The organism is Flavobacterium xizangense (assembly GCF_054075145.1).
The window spans coordinates 63,181-82,482 of sequence record NZ_JBSIPG010000015.1 but is presented as its reverse complement, the minus strand read 5'-3'; the positions used below and the strand labels follow the sequence as shown (position 1 = coordinate 82,482).

General features: G+C 32.7%; 17 protein-coding genes, 1 tRNA gene and 1 pseudogene. 13 read left to right on the top strand and 6 right to left on the bottom strand.

What is annotated here, in order from left to right; genetic code table 11:
• Positions 1-49 precede the first annotated feature (49 nt).
• Positions 50-3,079, top strand: a complete 3,030-nt coding sequence (locus ACWA1B_RS21360) for a PAS domain S-box protein (protein WP_456910489.1) — start codon at positions 50-52, stop codon at positions 3,077-3,079.
• The gene (locus tag ACWA1B_RS21355) at positions 3,076-3,486 is read left to right on the top strand and encodes a response regulator (RefSeq protein ID WP_456910487.1); all 411 of its coding nucleotides are present in this window, start codon (positions 3,076-3,078) and stop codon (positions 3,484-3,486) included. Before ACWA1B_RS21360 ends, ACWA1B_RS21355 begins: the two co-directional genes overlap by 4 nt.
• A gap of 541 nt (positions 3,487-4,027) precedes the next feature.
• On the opposite strand, the gene ACWA1B_RS21350 is transcribed toward ACWA1B_RS21355, so the two are convergent.
• From ACWA1B_RS21350 to ACWA1B_RS21330, 5 genes and pseudogenes are all read right to left on the bottom strand, one after another.
• Positions 4,028-4,108 (bottom strand) — tRNA-Tyr (locus ACWA1B_RS21350).
• A 463-nt stretch (positions 4,109-4,571) separates the two neighbouring features.
• Positions 4,572-4,958, bottom strand: a pseudogene (locus tag ACWA1B_RS21345) (peroxiredoxin family protein); the annotation flags it as partial.
• An 18-nt stretch (positions 4,959-4,976) separates the two neighbouring features.
• Entirely contained in the window at positions 4,977-5,738 is a 762-nt protein-coding gene (locus ACWA1B_RS21340; RefSeq protein WP_456910485.1) for a DUF4369 domain-containing protein, read from the bottom strand.
• Between the two features lie 260 nt (positions 5,739-5,998).
• On the bottom strand, positions 5,999-6,439 hold the full coding sequence (locus ACWA1B_RS21335; RefSeq protein ID WP_132077405.1) for a KTSC domain-containing protein: 441 nt from the start codon (positions 6,437-6,439) through the stop codon (positions 5,999-6,001).
• Between the two features lie 325 nt (positions 6,440-6,764).
• A complete protein-coding gene (locus tag ACWA1B_RS21330; protein ID WP_142452122.1) occupies positions 6,765-7,010 on the bottom strand; it encodes a hypothetical protein in 246 nt (81 codons plus the stop codon).
• A gap of 86 nt (positions 7,011-7,096) precedes the next feature.
• Between ACWA1B_RS21330 and ACWA1B_RS21325 the strand changes: the two genes are divergently transcribed.
• The 9 genes from ACWA1B_RS21325 (at position 7,097) to ACWA1B_RS21285 (ending at position 15,363) form a co-directional block, all read left to right on the top strand.
• Positions 7,097-7,639 (top strand): hypothetical protein, encoded by a 543-nt coding sequence (locus ACWA1B_RS21325; RefSeq protein ID WP_035650907.1) that lies wholly within the window; start codon positions 7,097-7,099, stop codon positions 7,637-7,639.
• A complete protein-coding gene (locus tag ACWA1B_RS21320) occupies positions 7,639-7,782 on the top strand; it encodes a hypothetical protein (protein ID WP_456910481.1) in 144 nt (47 codons plus the stop codon). Before ACWA1B_RS21325 ends, ACWA1B_RS21320 begins: the two co-directional genes overlap by 1 nt.
• 78 nt (positions 7,783-7,860) lie before the next feature.
• Entirely contained in the window at positions 7,861-8,097 is a 237-nt protein-coding gene (locus ACWA1B_RS21315) for a hypothetical protein (RefSeq protein WP_456910479.1), read from the top strand.
• Positions 8,084-8,464: a YchJ family protein gene (locus ACWA1B_RS21310; protein ID WP_456910477.1), complete on the top strand. Its 381-nt coding sequence runs from the start codon at positions 8,084-8,086 to the stop codon at positions 8,462-8,464. Before ACWA1B_RS21315 ends, ACWA1B_RS21310 begins: the two co-directional genes overlap by 14 nt.
• Before the next feature lie 106 nt (positions 8,465-8,570).
• Positions 8,571-9,689 carry a vWA domain-containing protein gene (locus ACWA1B_RS21305; protein WP_035650911.1) on the top strand — a complete coding sequence of 373 codons (1,119 nt, stop codon included), beginning with the start codon at positions 8,571-8,573 and terminating at the stop codon, positions 9,687-9,689.
• Positions 9,690-9,831: 142 nt separating this feature from the next.
• Positions 9,832-11,295, top strand: coding sequence for an AAA family ATPase (locus tag ACWA1B_RS21300; protein WP_456910475.1), 1,464 nt, complete (start codon positions 9,832-9,834; stop codon positions 11,293-11,295).
• A gap of 114 nt (positions 11,296-11,409) precedes the next feature.
• Positions 11,410-12,264, top strand: coding sequence for an EamA family transporter (locus ACWA1B_RS21295; protein ID WP_456910473.1), 855 nt, complete (start codon positions 11,410-11,412; stop codon positions 12,262-12,264).
• A 442-nt stretch (positions 12,265-12,706) separates the two neighbouring features.
• Positions 12,707-13,993: a Glu/Leu/Phe/Val family dehydrogenase gene (locus ACWA1B_RS21290; protein WP_456910471.1), complete on the top strand. Its 1,287-nt coding sequence runs from the start codon at positions 12,707-12,709 to the stop codon at positions 13,991-13,993.
• A 146-nt stretch (positions 13,994-14,139) separates the two neighbouring features.
• On the top strand, positions 14,140-15,363 hold the full coding sequence (locus ACWA1B_RS21285; RefSeq protein ID WP_456910469.1) for a sterol desaturase family protein: 1,224 nt from the start codon (positions 14,140-14,142) through the stop codon (positions 15,361-15,363).
• 181 nt (positions 15,364-15,544) lie between these two features.
• On the opposite strand, the gene ACWA1B_RS21280 is transcribed toward ACWA1B_RS21285, so the two are convergent.
• On the bottom strand, positions 15,545-17,143 hold the full coding sequence (locus tag ACWA1B_RS21280; RefSeq protein WP_456910467.1) for a DUF6377 domain-containing protein: 1,599 nt from the start codon (positions 17,141-17,143) through the stop codon (positions 15,545-15,547).
• Positions 17,144-17,629: 486 nt separating this feature from the next.
• Between ACWA1B_RS21280 and ACWA1B_RS21275 the strand changes: the two genes are divergently transcribed.
• Together ACWA1B_RS21275 and ACWA1B_RS21270 are read left to right on the top strand one after the other, a co-directional pair.
• Positions 17,630-18,151: a DUF5004 domain-containing protein gene (locus ACWA1B_RS21275; RefSeq protein WP_456910465.1), complete on the top strand. Its 522-nt coding sequence runs from the start codon at positions 17,630-17,632 to the stop codon at positions 18,149-18,151.
• 8 nt (positions 18,152-18,159) lie between these two features.
• Entirely contained in the window at positions 18,160-19,242 is a 1,083-nt protein-coding gene (locus ACWA1B_RS21270; RefSeq protein ID WP_456910463.1) for a hypothetical protein, read from the top strand.
• Positions 19,243-19,302: the final 60 nt, after the last annotated feature.

Sequence of the window (19,302 nt, the reverse complement as noted above, 5' to 3'; positions counted from 1 at the left end):
AATTTCAGCATCCTGTAAGGAAAAACAGAAATTTAATAGTAATCATAATATGTTAGAACAAAAAAATGCTGATGATAATTTGAAAACAAGTGAATCTTTCTGTACAGGAATACTTGATTCATTAGCTTCTCATATTGCTGTTATCAATTCAAAAGGAACGATTCTTAAAGTAAATAAATCCTGGAATACATTTGCCCAAAATAATGGTGCTTATTCTGAAGAAAAATATGGGGTAGGAGCAAACTATTTTGATGCATGCATCATTCAAAGCGAAGATATAGAAGACTTTGCTTCTAAGGCATTGAAAGGGATTAAAAGTGTTCTTGACGGTATTGTAAATGAATTTTATTTAGAATACCCCTGCCATTCTCTTGTAAAAGAAAAGTGGTTCAATATGAGAGTGAGTAAATTTGAAGGCTCACAAACTATGGCGTTGATTGAACATCATGATATATCAGAACGTAAAATAGCAGAAATAAAACTTTCCGGAACGACTAAAGCACTCCAAAAATCCTTAAATGATCATAATAAAATTTTAAATTTCTCATTAGACTTGATTTGTTCCTATGATGCAGAAGGATGCTTTGTAAATGTGAATAAAGCCTCAGAAATTATTTTAGGATATAAGCCTGAGGAATTGATAGGCAAAAAGTATGTGGACTTCATATTTATTGATGATATAGAAAGTAGTGCAAAGGCGGGGAATGATGTTAAAAACGGCGTACAGCTTACGATGTTTGAAAATCGATATATCCATAAAAACGGAAATATTATTCACTTACTTTGGTCGGCGGCCTGGGATGATGTCTATAAAATCAGCTATGGTATAGCTAAAGATATCACCGATAAAAAAAAATTAGAAAAAGCCTTTGAAATTGAAAGACAGCGGTTTCATGATTTGTTTTTGCAGGCTCCTTCATGCATGGGAATATTAAAAGGTCCTAATCATGTTTACGAATTGGCAAATAATTTATACCTGAAATTAATTGATAAAAAAGATATCATTGGCAAAACAGTAAAAGAAGTTCTCCCTGAACTTGAAGCACAAGGAATTTTTGAATTTTTAGATACTGTTTATAAAACTGGTGAAACCTTTTCGGCCAATGAAATGCTAGTTAAATTTGATTATCATGGAAATGGAAAACTGTATGATACTTATTTGAATTTCATTTATCAGGCACATAGAGGTATAGATGGTACTATTGACGGCATTCTTTTCTTTGCCAATGATGTAACAGAACAAGTTTTATCCCGAAAAAAAATAGAAGATAGTTTACTGCGCTATACTTCTCTGATAGAACAGGCAAGTGATGCTATATGTTTTATGGATGAGTCCATGAAAATCATTGAGGCAAATCATTATGCATGTGATAAATTAGGTTATTCGAAAGCAGAAATTTTGCAGCTTTGTATTGTAGATTTCTTTTTAAAGGAAGATCTTGAGGTAAGTCCTTTAAAAATAGATGCGTTAAAAAGAGGAAAAACTATAAGAGAAGAACGAAGGGTTAAAAGAAAAGATGGAACTTTAATTGATGTGGAGTTGTCTGCAAAAAAACTTAGAGATGGAAACACCCTCCTCTTTGTCCGAGATATCAGTGAATATAAAAAAGCACAGAAGGCACTGATGGAAAGTGAACAGAAATATCGGCAGATAGTTGAAACAGCCCAGGAAGGTATATGGCTGATTGATGAAAATAAAAAAACGACTTTTGTTAACAAAAAAATGTGTCAGATATTAGAATATAACCAAAAAGAAATGATAGGCAGAGTGGCTGATTTTTTTATGGATGAGGAGGGATGTAAGATTTTTGCTAATTTGATAAATATAAAAAAGGAAGCTCACTCAAATCAAGGGCATCTTAAATACATCTCAAAATCAGGTAAAGAAATCTGGGCAAATGTTGCTGTCAATCCAATTATAAGTGAAACTGGTGACTATAAGGGAAGTATGGCAATGGTTACTGATGTAACAGAAATTAAAAGAGCTCAGAATACACTTAAAGAAAATGAAAAAAAATACCGTTACCTATTTGATCATAATCCAATGCCAATGTGGGTTATTGATTTAGTTACTTTAAATTTTTTGGATGTCAATAAAATGGCAGTGCTGCAATATGGATATACACGAGAGGAATTTCTTTCGATGAATGTTCTGGATATCAGACCGGACGAGGATAAAGATAATTTCATAAAATCGCTTAATTCTTCAGAAATTAATGCATTAAATTTTAATAGAGGAGTGTGGAACCATAAGAAGAAAGATGGCACCATTATTCCAGTGGAAATTATTGCACATGAAATAATATATGAAGGAGTTCCGGCACGTTTTATTCTTTCAAATGACATTACTGATAGAAAAAAAGCAGAATTAAATTTAGAAAGGCAAAATAAGGAACTTATCAAAACGAATTCGGAACTGGATCGTTTTGTATACAGTGTATCCCACGACTTGCGTTCACCCCTTACCTCAATTCTCGGACTTCTTTCTTTTATAGAAGATGAAAGTGAGGAAAAAGATACTCTTGAGCATGCTAAAATGATACGTAATAGTATTAACCGTTTGGATGAGTTTATTAAAAATATTTTAAACTTCTCGCGAAATAACCGCACAGGACTTGAAGTTGAAAAGATTTCGATTTGGGAGACACTATCTAATATACTGGCTTCACTTCAGAGTGTGAGCGAAGCAAAAGGAATTAATTATGAAATTGACATACAGGAATTGCATCCGTTTTATACAGACAGGTTGCGCTTTAATACTATCTTAGAAAACCTTGTTTCCAATGCTGTAAAATACCATAAAGAAGAAGGATCAGATAAATATATAAAAATAACAGGATTTTCAGATAAAGAAAATCTTCAGATCAGTATCGCTGACAACGGGATCGGTATTGCACCGGAATATCATAAAAAAATATTTGACATGTTTTTTAGAATTTCCGGCAGTAAGGATGGCTCCGGTATCGGCTTATATATCGTAAAAGATACCATAGAAATATTGCAGGGTTCCATAGAATTAAAGTCAGAGAAAGGGTGTGGGACCACATTTATTATCACACTAAAAAATTTGAAACCATGATAAAAGGATCACAACCGAAATTTGAAAATGTAATGATTATTGATGACAATGTTATAGACCTTTATATCCCGTCACGTATGATCATTAAAAATAATTTTGGAAAAAATGTAATGGAGTATTCTGACGCACAAAAGGCTCTTAAATACTTGCAGGAAAATCAGGAAAATATTGCTGTTTTACCACAGATAATATTTATCGATATTTATATGCCTGTTATGTCGGGATTTGATTTTCTGGAAGCTTACGATAAACTGTCTTCCACCTTAAAAAATTATTGTAAGACCTATGTGCTATCTTCAACAATTGACAATGAAGATATTGCCCGATCACTTAATGATAAGAATGTGGTTGCTTTTCATGTTAAACCCATTACTAAAGAAATTCTTGACCGGATTACTCTAGACTGAACTCTGCTATTTAATATTTATAACTCAAACCTAGTGATTTTAACTATGAAAAACATAGGAGAGATGGCCGCTTGAGATATTCATATAAATAAGAAAGAGAATTCTCAAAGAAGAATGGCTTTTCGTGTTAAACTGTTTAAGAAATGAAAAAAAAAATTTCATCTATATTTTGCATAGTATAAAAGCGCCAGGATTGAAAAAGTGTACTACAAAAATAACGGTGACACGCTTTTCGAAGGTTTGTTTATATAGCCGGTTTTAGCACATCAGCTTGAGCAATTTAAGCCCCAAATTATTTTGAAGTTTTTTATAACCATAAATTTAGACATTATTATTTCTTTTAATCTTTAGAATCATAGCGTAAAAAAACAAGAGGTTTACTTTTTTGGGTTTTTCTCAAAACCTTTGAATGTTTTTAAGATTGAAAAATGCTTTAAATAAAAAAAAACCTGCAAATCCTAGGATTCGCAGGTTTAGCTACTTTTCTTATGGGTTCTGAAAAGATTCAAAAACTTTTGTTTTTACTTCTTTTACCCTTTTGTGGGGAGAGCAGGATTCGAACCTGCGAAGTTCACACAGCAGATTTACAGTCTGCCCTCGTTGGCCGCTTGAGTATCTCCCCGATCTCAGCTTGTTGTGCTTTGTTGTTCTAAGCGGTGGCAAAGATAGGAACTCTTTCTACATTTCCAAACAAAAAAATGACTTAATTTTAAGTTATTTTAAAGTTATTTTTTAATTCGTTGGAATTGAAATAAATAAAAAAGGAATCTTTCTGAATATTTTTTTATTTATTTCAAAAAGTAAGATTATTCTTTTTGTTATTTTGTGGTTTATATAGCTGATTCAGTATATGTAAAAGTTGTCAGCTATTATTCTTATTGGTAATTTTAAATAAAAATTGAGAAAATAGTATTCAATTTGGGATAGTTTAAAAATTGGTTTATCATAAAATTTTAAGCCATCTTTAAAATATTCTCTTGGCTTCATGTTTTTTAATGTAATTTTTTAAGAATATTTTTTTCTAAAAACTATTAGATAAAAAAAATCTCCGCTAGGGAGATTTTTTTTATTCTGGATATTCGATATTATTTAGCTAAAAGCTCTATAATTTTTGCTTTCAATTCTGGACCTCTTAAATCCTGAGCTACCACTTTTCCTGATGCATCAAGAATAAAAGTTGCTGGAATTGATTCAACATGATATTGTGCAGCAATTGGTTCATCCCAAAATTTTAGGTTTGAAACATGTGTCCAGGTTAAGCCATCTTTTGCGATAGCTTCAGTCCATTTGCTTTTTTCTTTATCTAAAGAAACACCAATAATGTTTAATCCTTTTGAATGTAGTTCTTTATAAATAGCAACTACGTTTGGGTTTTCTTTTCGGCAAGGACCACACCATGATGCCCAAAAATCCACAATAGTTACTTTGCCTAAACTTTCTTTAAGCGAAACCATTTTTCCTTCCGGATTTGGTGCAGAAAAATCTGCTCTTCATTTAGCGCTGCCAACAGGAGGAGCTGATGCACCTACAGCAGGCAATTTTGCTTGACCAATTTTTGTTTTAGCTGCTTTACCAGGAGTCGTGTTTTTAACTTCCTCATCTAAAGAATTGTAAATGCTTTCAACTTTTTTAGCATCTGCAGTTGGATCTTCAGACATTCCTTTTACGATTAAAGCAGAAATGAAAGATTTTGGGTGAGATTCAGCATAAGTAACATACTTCTTTTTAGTATCATTCTGAACTTCTGTTTGGATTTCCATATATTGTTTCATCAAGCCATTGATAGTTGCTGTATCTTGAGCTTGTTGAGCTTGTTGCATTTTAGCAGTATTGTTTTTTTGAAAATCTACTAATTTCTTAGAAGTTTTGTTAAGTTCTTCTTGGAATTTTACAAACTCTTCGTTGTTATAAGTTCCAGAAATTTTAGATTTGTGGATGCTGTCTTTGTCAATTGCAATTGCAATTTCTCCAGTTTCTAAGATAAATGGAATTGGTGCATTAGCATCTTGAAGAATTAAAGTATGAAAAGCTGGTTCAGTTACTTTTCCTTTTATTTCGAATTTTCCGTTTTCAACTTTTACAGTATCAAGGGCAACCGTCATGTTTGTTACTGGATCCTGACCTTGAAGGATGATAGTTTTCCCGTTTGCAATTCCTGTTGCAGTTCCTGTAATTAGATACTCTCCGTCTTTAACTTTGCTGCATGAAATAATTGCTACAGAAGCTGTAAGTAAAAAAAATATTTTTTTCATTATAAATATTAATTAGTTAATTGATTTGTGCAACAAAAGTATTTAAAAATATAGAACATCAAGAATTTTGTAACCTAAAATTTTGTTATAGTTTTTTATGCTCTAAAGTCCCTAAAATCAAGCGATTTGCTTGTTTTATGTGTTTTAAAACTATTAATTGTGTATTTATTTTGAATGAAAATAAACAATTTAGCTTTTTTTGGGCATAAAAAAAGCACTCTGTAATGAGAGTGCTTCTAGCTATATTTTTGAACAAAAACCTATTCTTGATTTGTTTTCTTTCTCCAAGTAAAAGAATTCAAAATATGTCTTTTTGCAAATCTTCCTGGTGAATCAGCATTTACCATTTTCACGTAAGTTGCTTTAGGAACACTGATGTATTCGTAAACACTTCCGTTTGAGAAATCAATAATCAAACGACCTTCAACAAATTTATAATCTGTGATTGTGCAAGTTGAAATTGTTTCTGTATATTCAGGTAAATTAAGTTTAATAGTATCAGGGTGAATACTTACTAAAAAGTGGTAAGCCTCAATAATCGTTTTGCTTTTTTCTTCTGCAGCTTTCAAACCAGCTTCATCTCCTACAAATTTATCAGGATGAGATTCTTTCATCGCGTTGCGATAAATTGTTTTTAAATCTTTTAACTCTGCAGTTTTTTCTACGTTCAGTAACTTGCGGTATTCAACTATTTTTTTCATAAATAAAAGGTAACTACTTGTCTATTAGTTTGAAATCGATATTAATTAGTTCAAATCGACAAATTTTTTGCAAAGGTACACTTTTTTTTAACTTTTTAGTTTTCATCCAAAAAATATTCTAGAATGCTGAAAAAATTTAACCGCAAAGAACGCAAGATTTTTATATAAATGGTTTTTATAAAGCGCAAAGTTCGCAAAGCTTTGTATTGATAAAGCTTTGCGAACTTTGCGAATTTTTAAGCGTAATCTTTAATAAAAAAATTATCGTGCTTTGCGGTTAATTAAAGCATTTCAATTTGAAACCTGAAACCTAAAACAAAAAAACTTATTCCGGCTTATGGTTAGCCTTATCAAAGTTTCTGGATTTCTTCGGATATTTGTCGTAGCTCATGTCGCTTGGGTTTTCAATAACCGACTTTATTGTAATCCAATCACCAACATTAAATTTTGCCTGAACCATTTTATAGTCTAAAAGATACGCGCCGCAGAAATAATTATTGTTTTCATCTTTTTCGATAATACCGGTAAAAACTCCCTTTTGCGGCATTTTTTGTTCTAAATCTTTAGACATCTTTTCTTTATTTAAAATTGAAGATGCAAAGTTAATCAATTTAGGTTTGTTTTAGGGAGTTCGTGACAATCTCAGTATATTTGCATATGCAGAAAAATTTTAAGCCTCATCCAAATTCATTTAAAAATACTTTTTGTGCTTTTCATGAAGTGCTTCCAGATCGAATTGAAGGTTTGAAAAAACAATTTGAAAGCAAAGCCGGAAGTACTTATTATTATACTGAGGAAGGAATGTACCGCGTTTCTAACCATTGGGGAAGATTGGCAAACAGTAAATGGCGTTTGATCGCGCGTGAACCGGAAACCGAATCAAAAACAAAAATAGGTTTTGCAAAATGGAATGAATTTTATCCCGATAATGCTGAAGATAAACTATATTATATAGAAGCCGATTTCGATAAAAATCTTGCCAATTATCAGCATAAAAATAATCCGGAATATGACGGAAAAGCCATTTTGAGAACGAGTTTTGAAACCACAAAAAGATTAAAGCAAGTCCGAAATTTGCAGCAACTGACTTCCTGGGCAAAATATTTTGATTACGACGATATTGATGATTTAAGAAAGCAAATTATCAACGAACTGATTTTTACAGAAAAAAGTTTAGAAGAAATTAAAAGAGAAATATAATGGGACGTAATAACGAAAGGAATATTAAAAAACACAATGACAAATTGCACAAAGCCCAGGCTAAGAAAAAACAAGCCGAAGTTTCGCGCAAAGAAAAGCTCAAAGAAATTGTGAAAAAATTCAACGAAAATAAAGAGGAATAAATATTGTTTCAAGTTTCAGGTTTCAAGTTGTTGGAACGAAAACCTGAAACCTGAAACCTAAAACTTGAAACAAAAAAAATGAATACAAAATTTGAAACATTAAAAGCAGACGTTCAGGAAATCATTGATTTGATAGCGGCAAAAAACGACAGAGAAGCAAACAATAAATTGCTTGAAGTAAGCGAAACATTAGACGAAATGATTGATTTTGCAGAAGAAGATGAGGAAGTAAGAGAAATTAGTCGTTACCAGGTTTTGCTGAATCAGCTTCATGTAAAAATTAACGGAGAACAAGAAGTTGATGGCGACGCATAAATGTTATTGCGATACAGGATTATTGTTTGAAGATTGTTGTGGATTATATGTTCAACGAAATCAAAAAGCACCAACTGCTTTGGCGTTAATGCGTTCAAGATATTCTGCGTACGCAACACACAACGCCGATTATCTTTTAGAAACCACTTATATTTCTGAAAGAAAATATTATTCAAAAGCTGAAATTCTGAAATGGGCAACAGCGAACAAATGGCAAAAACTAGAAATTCTGAGTTTTACTGAAAACACGGTAGAATTCAAAGCTTATTTTTTAGATGCCAATCAAAAACCACAAGTTCATTATGAATTTTCGACTTTTAAATTCGAAAATGATGCATGGTATTATGTTGATGGAAAGTTTGAATAATTAATATATCTAACACTGTTAGTCCTTAATTTTGGTTGGATATTTTAACTAAAAATTAATAAACGTTTCGTTTTTCATAATTCTAAAAAGATGTAATTTTAAAATTATGAAAAACGAATTTAAAAAAGGTTTTTATTTTAAGTCGTACGAAGCCCCATTTCAGTCTCCGTTTGAGAAACTTTTTGGCATTTTCAAAGAGCTGATCACCCATACTTCGGGAGATTTTGATGAAGCAATCAACTGGCTTCGGGAGCTAGACAAGGAATATAAACTGACCGACGAGAACTACACAATCGATGATTTTATCGAGGATTTAAAAAAGAAAGGTTATATAAAAGACGAAGTCAAACAAGACGGTTCGAATGGTTTTGGAATAACTGCCAAAACAGAACGAGCAATTCGTCAGCAAGCTTTAGATCAGATTTTTGGGAATTTGAAACGTTCCGGAAACGGAAATCATAAAACGAAACATGCCGGAAACGGAGATGAACATACGGGGGAATTCCGTGAATTTAATTTTGGCGATGGTTTAGAGCGAATCTCATTGACCGAAAGTCTTCGAAATGCTCAAATCAACAACGGCGTAGAAAGCTTCATGCTGACAGAAAATGATTTGGTAGTTGAAGAAACTCAGTATAAAGCACAAATGAGTACGGTTTTAATGATAGACATTAGCCACAGCATGATTTTATATGGCGAAGACCGAATCACGCCAGCTAAAAAAGTAGCAATGGCTTTGGCCGAATTAATCACAACGCGTTATCCGAAAGATACGCTTGATATTTTGGTTTTCGGAAATGATGCCTGGACAATCCCAATTAAAGATTTGCCGTATTTGCAAGTTGGACCGTATCATACCAATACAGTTGCCGGACTTCAGTTAGCAATGGATATTTTACGTAGAAAACGAAATACCAATAAACAGATTTTCATGATTACAGATGGAAAGCCAAGTTGTGTTCGTGAGCGCGATGGTTCTTATTATATGAATAGCAACGGTCTCGACGAATATATTGTAGATAAATGCTACACGCAGGCGCAACAAGCCAGAAAATTGCACATTCCGATTACGACTTTCATGATAGCAAATGATCCATATTTACAGCGATTTGTGAATCATTTTACTGAAGCAAATCAAGGAAAAGCATTTTATACCGGAATAAAAGGTCTTGGTGAAATGATTTTTGAAGATTATGAAACGAATAGGAAGAAAAGAATTAAATAAAGGTTCTAAGTTGCTAAGATTCTAAGAGGCTAAGGTTTCTTTGGAACGTAACAAATATAGTAGTGCATCTCCGTAAAACGGTGACACATATTGCTCATCAAAATCATAAACAAAAACAATTCAAATTATACATTTCAATAAAATGGAAATAAACAATATAAAGACATTAGGCCAATTAAAAGCCTCTGGATATAAAAGTACAAGCATTAAGGATGAATTGCGAAATAATCTTCGTGAAAAAATAAAATCAGGAAAGCCTGTTTTTGAAGGCGTTCACGGTTTTGAAAACACAGTAATTCCCGAATTAGAACGTGCGATTCTTTCTCGTCATAATATCAACTTACTAGGACTTCGTGGACAGGCGAAAACGCGTTTGGCACGCAAAATGGTAGAATTGTTGGATGAGTATATTCCATATGTTTCCGGTTCAGAAATTAATGATGATCCGTTGAATCCAATTTCGCGTTTTGCAAAAGATTTAATTGAAGAAAAAGGAGATGAAACTCCAATTTCGTGGTTACACAGAAATGAGCGTTTCTTCGAAAAACTGGCAACTCCTGATGTAACTGTAGCCGATTTAATTGGTGATGTTGATCCAATAAAAGCAGCGAATTTAAAATTATCTTATGCAGATGATCGCGTAATTCATTTCGGAATGATTCCGAGAGCAAATCGCAGCATTTTTGTTATTAACGAATTGCCTGATTTACAGGCTAGAATTCAAGTAGCATTGTTTAATATTCTTCAGGAAGGTGATATTCAAATTCGCGGATTCAAATTAAGGATGCCTCTTGATATGCAGTTTGTATTTACTGCAAATCCAGAAGATTATACCAACAGAGGAAGTATTGTAACGCCTTTGAAAGATAGAATTGGTTCACAAATTTTGACACATTATCCAGAAACTGTCAAGATTGCCAGAACCATTACGGAACAAGAAGCTAAATTGGATGAAAGTCAAAGTGAAGTGGTTTATGTACCAGGTTTGGCAAAAGATATTTTAGAACAAATTAGTTTTGAAGCGCGCGAAAGCGAATACATCGATAACAAAAGTGGTGTAAGTGCAAGAATGAGCATTACAGCTTTTGAAAATTTAATTAGCACGGCAGAACGTCGTGCATTGAAATTGGGAGCAGATAAAACGGTTTTACGCTTATCTGATTTTATGGGAATCATTCCGGCCATTACTGGAAAAGTTGAATTGGTTTATGAAGGAGAGCAGGAGGGAGCAGCTGTTGTCGCGCAGTATTTAATTGGTTCCGCAATCCGAACTTTATTTCCTGAATATTTCCCTAAAATTGAAAAATTAGAAAAACCTGGCGAAAAAACACCTTATTCTGATCTAATTGAATGGTTTTTTGCAGAAAGTGGTTTCGAATTATTAGACGATGCTTCAGATGAAGAATATAAAGCAATTTTAGACGAAGTAAGTCCGTTAGATGTTTTATTAAAAAAATATCAGCCTGAACTGGACAAAAAAGACCAATACTTTGTCAAAGAGTTTGTTTTATGGGCTTTGGTAGAATATAAAAAACTAAGCAAAGATCGTTTTGCAACGGGACATCAGTTTAAAGATATGTACGGAAGTTATATCAGTAAATTATAAATTGTTAATTATAAATTATTAATTGATAATTGTAATCCTTAAACCCGACAGGTTTTTAAAACCTGTCGGGTTTTCATTTTTAAACCTTATTTTTGTAATTCCAAATTCGACTTTATGTTATTTCTTATTTTAAGCATTTTATGCAGTGTAACAGTTGGTATTATCTTCAAAATCACCCGTAAATACAATGCAAATGCAATTCAAATCATTACTTTCAATTATGTAACAGCATTATTACTATGCTATTTTACTTTTAATCCAAATATCACTGAAGTTCATACAGATGCCCCCTGGAATATTTATGTTGCAGTTGGTGTTTTGTTGCCAATTGTTTTCCTGTTTTTGTTTTCTTCTATAAAGCATATGGGAATCGTAAAAACAGATGCTGCACAGCGATTATCGCTTTTTATTCCAATAATTGCAGCTTGGCTAATTTTTAAAGAAGAATTCAATTCCTATAAAGTCATAGGATTAATAATTGGGTTTGTGGCGCTTTTATTCATCTTAAAAAAGCAATCTGGAAACAACGAGAATAAGTGGATTTATCCAGCTGCAGTGTTTCTGGGTTTTGGGATAATCGATATCCTTTTTAAACAAATAGCACTTTACACGGCTTTGCCATATACAACGTCATTATTTATGGTTTTTGATATTGCATTGGCAGTATCTCTATTGATTGTGATATATGATGTGGTGCTGAAAAAGGAGAAGATTCAAGCAAAAAATATTCTTTTTGGCGCTTTGGTCGGGATATTTAATTTCGGGAATATATTATTTTATTTAAAAGCGCATAAAGCTTTCGCTGAAAATCCTTCTACCGTTTTTGCGGGAATGAATATGGGCGTTATTGTTTTAGGGAGTCTTGTTGGTCTGCTTTTTTTCAAGGAAAAACTATCTAAAATTAACTTTATTGGGATCTTTTTAGCCTTAATAGCTATAATTTTTATTGTTTTTTCGCAATTAAGCTGATTTTTTTTAAGGTTGTAAAGCCTTAGTTTACAGTTGATTTTAAATTTATTTTAATAGTTTTTAAAATTAACTCTACTAATTCGATAGAATTTATAAAATATATTTATAAATTTGTCTCAACAATGAAAAACTATAGTCTAAGTATCATCCCGTTTATTTGCAGCTTGACGATGTGCTGCATGTCAAACCGTGAGATGAAATGGCGTTAATAGAGAAAGTACTTGTTAGTTATTTTTTTTTTTAGCCTTTCATGCACCAATGAAAGGCTTTTTTTAGAACTATTAATAACCGTATATATGAGATCAAATAGAAATACAAATAGTATGATGCATTGCTGCTTGATGAAAATTCCGTGTTGCGTTTGCAGTTACTGCCGATTTTATTTCATGAGTTTACAATATGATGCCCCAAATCAATAACTAAAATTTTAAAACTTAAAAAGATGAGTTCAGAAATTATAAAACAGAATCCGTTTCAATCGATGATTGATCGTTTTAATATAGCAGCCGACATTCTTAATCTGGAAGAATCAATAAGGCTGAAACTGCAACGTCCTGAAAAACAAATTGTAGTGAATTTTTCTATTACTTTAGACAATGGAAAACAGCAAAATTTTGAAGGATACCGCGTCATTCACAATACGGCATTAGGTCCTTCAAAAGGAGGAATTAGATACGATACCGCCGTAAATCTTGACGAAGTGAAAGCCTTAGCGGCATGGATGACTTGGAAATCGGCCGTGACGGGAATTCCTTTTGGAGGAGCAAAAGGCGGTATTATTTGTGATCCAAGAACACTTTCTAAAACCGAATTAGAAAGAATTACAAGAGCCTATACAAAAGCATTAGCAGATATTTTTGGCCCAGAAAAAGATGTTCCGGCTCCCGATATGGGAACAGGACCGGACGAAATGGGCTGGCTGATGGATGAATTTTCAATAGTACACGGAAAAACAATTCACGCAGTGGTTACAGGAAAGCACTTGCATTCGGGCGGTTCTTTAGGAAGAGTAGAAGCAACAGGAAGAGGCGTTAGCATTATAACTTTATTGGCGCTTCAAAAATTAAAATTAAGACCGGCAAGATCAACGGTTGCAATTCAGGGTTTTGGAAATGTTGGACTGCATTCGGCTTTATTTTTATTCGAAAAAGGATTAAAAGTAGTTGCGGTGAGTGATGTTTCAGAAGCGTTTTATAATCCTGAAGGCCTCAATATTCCGGAATTGATTTTATACTATAATCTGAACAATAAAAGTATAAAAGGTTATCCAAATTCGGTTGCCATTAAGCACGAAGAATTATTGCTTTTAGATGTTGATGTTTTGATTCCGGCAGCAAAAGAAGATGTAATTACGCAGAAAAATGCGGCAGCTATTCGTGCCAAAATTATTGTTGAAGGCGCAAACGGACCAGTTTCATCTGATGCTGATAAAATTTTGCATGAAAACAATGTTTTGGTTGTTCCCGATATTTTAGCAAATGCTGGTGGTGTTACAGTTTCTTATTTTGAATGGCTTCAGAATTCACTTTTAGAATCCTGGAGAATTCATCAAATCAATACCCGCCTTGAAGATATTTTAGAAAAAGGTTTTGAAACGGTTTTCAGAACAGCATTAAAACATAATGTTACACCAAGAATTGCGGCTTACATTCTTGCTCTGCAAAAAGTTGCTGATACGCAATCTGTTAAAGAAGTAGCTTTGGAAGCTCCAAAATTCAAACAAAATTAGAAATTGATTTTAAAAGATAAAGATCGTTTTTGCTAGTTGATATCATTTTGAAAAGTAAAAAATGAGATGACTTTTAAAAAGATCTTTATCTTTAGTTTATAACGAATTGTATTTTAGTTTTATAAGAATAAAAAGAAATTAAAAAAATGGAACACATTAATTTTCTTGCTTTCGCAATGCCCGCTTTTTTTCTGTTTTTGTTTTTAGAATATAAGTTGGCTCAACACAAAAAGAGACCAGAAATTTTTAACTATGAAAGTTCGGTTTCAAATATTAGTATTGGTATTGCAGAGCGTTTAATTAATTTATTTATTGCGGCAAGTTTTTATCAGCTGTATTATTTTATTTATAATAATTACAGACTTTTTGATATTCCGAGCAATGTATTTGTTTGGTTCGCGCTTATTCTTGCAACCGATTTTGTTTGGTATTGGTACCATCGATTGGGACACGAAGTCAATTTTTTCTGGGCCGCGCATATTGTTCATCATCACAGTGAAGAATTTAATTTTACAGCTGCAGCCAGAATCACTACTTTTCAAGCTATAGTGAGAACTGGTTTTTGGTGTATACTTCCTTTTGTTGGTTTTCATCCAACAATGGTTATCACCATGCTGATTGTCCATGGCGCCTATTCATTTTTTACACATACGCAGGTAATTGGCAGAATAAAATGGCTGGAATATGTTTTTGTAACGCCTTCTGTTCATGGCGTGCATCACGCTTCAGACGAAAAATATCTGGATAAAAATTACGGCGATATGTTTACTTTTTGGGATCGTCTTTTTGGAACTTTTCAGGAAGAAGAAGAAAAACCAAAATACGGTTTGACACATCCCTTAAAAAGCTATAGTTTTCTATGGCAGCATTTTCATTATTATTTTGAAATATATGAATTATGGAAACGCTCAAGCGGATTTAAAGCAAGATGGAAAGCTATTTTTGGAAGCCCCGCGCATATGGATCAGGACATTCGTCCGATATTAGAAAAGCGTTTTCTGCAGGATAAAAGCAATCCGAATCAGCGTTTACGATTCCGAAATTATCTTTATATCCAGCTCGGAATCTGTACTTTAATTTTAACTGCTTTTACTTATTATTTTGATTTATTAAGTACACTCGACAAAGTTTTTGTTTTGTCTGTAATCATTATAACATTAATTAATTGTGGTGCGTTGTTGGAACAGCGAAAATGGATTTATTATCTCGAATACGCCCGTATTTTTATGATCACAACTTTCTTTTTGTATGAAGAAAATTTGACGGTATTTTTCTTTATTCCGCTTGCGGTAATGATTTTTGCAGAGCAATTATTTTCGCTCAGCAAATATTATCAAAATATGATTTTGCAATTAGAAACTGTGGAATAGAAAACTATTTATTTAGATTTAGTTTGTCATTCCGAGAAACGAGGAATCTCCGCAAGTAACTCCGCAACGAGAGTCAAATCTTTCTAGAGCTTCTCGCGCAGATTCGTCGTTCCTCGGAATGACAAGATTGTTTTTGAAAAAAGCTTAGTCACTTAGAATCTTAGCAACTTAGAACCTTAATTTATATCGTCTTAATCGCCATAATTTTCTCCTCAAAAGTATCTTTAAAATCTGATTTGCTTTTAATTCGGGTTTTGTAAGTATAAATGGTAGCTACGGAAAGTTCCAGGAATTCTGCCATTTGATTGCTGTCCTGAATTCCCAATCGGTATAAAGCAAAAATCCTTAATTCGGTGTTTAAAAGTTCGCCTTTTTTAACAATGCATCTGTGGTCATTTGGAAACAAATGATTAAAATCAGTCACAAAAGTTGGAAATAGTTTAAGGAAAATTTCATCAAATTGATGAAATAAATTTTCGCGTTCTTCCTTGACATTATAGCGTTTTAAACTCGCAATAACTTCATCTGTTTTTTTGGTGATGATTTTATGAAGCGTACTTTTTTGAATATGATCAATCTTATTAATGAAAGCCGAAGTTGCTTTAATAAAATACGTAATATATTCTTCTTTGATCGCATTTGCCTCGCTTAAACTAATGTTCATTTCCTGAAGCTGCGCATACGAAGAAGCCATTATTTTTCGGGCTTTATTTCTTTCTTTTAATTGTTTGAAGATAATAATCGAAAACAAAACAATAATAAAAGTCAATATCGTCAGCAGAATAATGATTCGCTCTAGCTTGTCATTTTTCTCTTTTACATTATTCAATTGTGCTTTTTCGATAATGGGCAAAATCGATGAAATTTCAATTTTACGATGTCTGGCATTGTAGAAAGTTGCGTCGTCCATTGCAATATTGATATATTCATTGGCTTTGTCCAAATAGCCCATTTTAAAAAGTTCATTGGCAAGATTGCGAAGCGCAACTGTTTCTTTCGTAGCATTTTTGACATCGGCGATTGCGGCAAGCGCCAGATATTGAATTGCTTTTTTAGTATAACCTCTTTCGGAATAAATATAACCAAGACTTGAAGTCGCAATGCCATAATAATCGGGTGGAAGATTGTAATTATTGATCCAATAACTGAAGGCAAATTCGGCACCGCGCCAATCTTGCTGTTTTAGTCTTTTTAAACTTTCGGCTGCCCAATATTCATTAGTATTAGTGCCAATTAATTCCAAAGCTTTTTTCAGGAAATGATTTCCTTGCTGAACATAATGTATGTTAAAACGCTGATCTTTATTATAATCGGCTAAATCGTAATAAGCGCGAGCTTTGATGTTATAATATTCAAATTTGTTTTTTAAATCCAGTTTTTGGTCATCAATAACATTTAAAGTGTCAATTGCTTCTTTGAATAATCCTGATGAAAGAAGCACAAACCCTTCCTTAATTCGGCTTTTAGCCAAAAATTTAGGGTCTTTTAAAACAATCGCTTTGATTTTGGCTTCTTCTAAATAATAATAAGCCGAATCATACTTAAACGATTTATATTCATCAAACAATGACATATATGTATTATAAAGCTGTTCATTGTTCTGACTTACCGTAAATTTTGATACATTTCTTTTTAAAGCTTCAATTTTTCGATATTTCTGTTTTAAGTAAACATCTTTTTTAAGAAGCACTTTATCTAATTCTTCTAGAACAGGATTTGTCTCTTTCGCAGTTAGAGAAAAACCCGCAATAAAAAAACATAGAATGAAAATTCTCTGCATGGTTTTGTGTTGGTTTAGGGGAAAAAATCTTTTTTTGGTTTGTTCGAGTTAATTCGTTTTTTTTAATTCGGGGATAAGCTTGAGCGGGCTTATTAAACAACTTTCAGCTTTTTTAATACTTCCTCGTTTCAGCACTTTAAAATGTGGTTAAGCATTCAAAAATAAGACATTATTGTTAAAGTAGTCTAATTGTTTGCAATTATACAATAAAAACCAATTATATATATGTATAGTGAAAAAAATATCGCTTTTAATTTTCATATTGTCATATTTACCATTAAAAAGAAGCTTATTTTAATCTAAACATCATCTTGATTTTTTGAAAGATAAAAATAATATAAAATATTGATTATTAGATATTTATGTATAAAAAACTTTCGATTATATCTTGATTTTTCTCAGACATTTTTTTTTAGATTTATTTAACATCTAGTTTCGTTCTGTCTTTTATGAGGCAAAAAAACTAACAAACAAACCACAAAATTTATGAGATGTAAAAGTATTTATTGGTTAGCTATTGTTATGGGTTTAATGGCCACTGGCTGTGATAACACCGACGACGGAAGCTCTGTTGATCCGATTACCCTTTATGAGAAAGTACAAGGGAATTGGGGATTGACAAATTTGAAAATGGTTGATGAAGTTGCGAAAGCAAACAAAGTCGAACCAAACGAAGAAAACTTGAGTACGTACTTTAATTACGAAGATTTTAAAATCAAATTCAACGTTAATGAAAAGAACCAGCCAACAAGTTATGAAGTAACAGGTAATGTTCCTCCATTATTCGCTCGAAAAGGCTATTGGGCATTAAGTTCAGATTTCCAGCCAACTAATTTGGGCGTAACAAAAATCTATTTGTACAGTGATGCTCAGAAAACGCTAAAAACTGATGAGCTTAAATTGTCATCAGTTCCAGGAAGCAATGAAGAAATGGAATTCCAATTAATTCATTCTTCTGGAGGTTCTCCGTTTGTGTCTTACGTGTTTAAATTAAATGCTATTAATTAAAAAGTAATATGAAAAAATTTATATATACAATTTTACTTGCCCTTTTGATGGCTCCTAATTTTACTCAGGCACAAGAAGCCGCTGGAGCTGTAGGCAGTATGTCATCATTTCCTGTAGTTTACAAGTATGATGAAAAAGTGACTTGGTACTTTGATCTTTCAGGAACCACTTTTGCAGAGACTGAGGATGTTTATATGTGGATTTGGTCGCCTTCTGAACCAGATGCCGGACATTGGGAAAACTCTTCGGATTTTGCTAAACTTAAATATGAAGGAAATAAAATCTGGAGTTTTACTTTGACTCCAACGCTTTATTTCTCTAAAACTCCTGATGAAATTGCAGCAAGTGCCGGATTTTGGTTTCGTCTGAAAAACAAAAATGGATCAAAACAAAGTGACGTTGCCAATATGCCGTATACTGATTTTTCTTCATTTTATACTGCAAATGAATTGATCAGATCCTATCCAACAAAACCTTTGATTGATAAACCAGTAAGTATTTTATTTAATTCGAATTTAAAAGATGGTTTTGCAGGTGTTCCTAGTGTTCATTTTCATTCAGGATTAAACAATTGGGCTGTTTTGCAGGAATACCAAGCGTGGATTCCAGAAGTATCTGAAAAAACAAAATTGAAAGATCTTGGAAACGGTTTTTATAGAATGGATTTGATTCCACAGCAGTATTATAATCCGCCAGCAGGTTTTGTTATGGAAAATATTACGTTCCTAATGGTAGCAAAAGATTGGACGACTAATTCTGGTGACCAAATCATTTATGCAGGAGAATTTATTCCGCCACCACCGCCAAGTTTCAGTTTTTTCCCATCGGTTATCAGCCAAAAAGATTTTCTTGGAATGTCTAGAAAAAATAATGAAGTGGGTGTAAACAAACTTATTTATACGATCACGGCAGGAAGTAAAACAATATCTGGTGAGTTTACAGGAGGTACAGCTGAAATAAAAGGATTTGTCAATTTAGTTTCAGAATTAAATGGTGTTCAGGGTTTAAGTGAGATTCATGTTTTGGTAAAAGATAATAAAGACAAAACAATCTCAGATACTTCGATACCTCTTAAAACTTTAGACAAATAATTCACTATCAAATTAAAATATCAATTCTAATGAAATGAGCATAACCCTAAAATTAGTCGT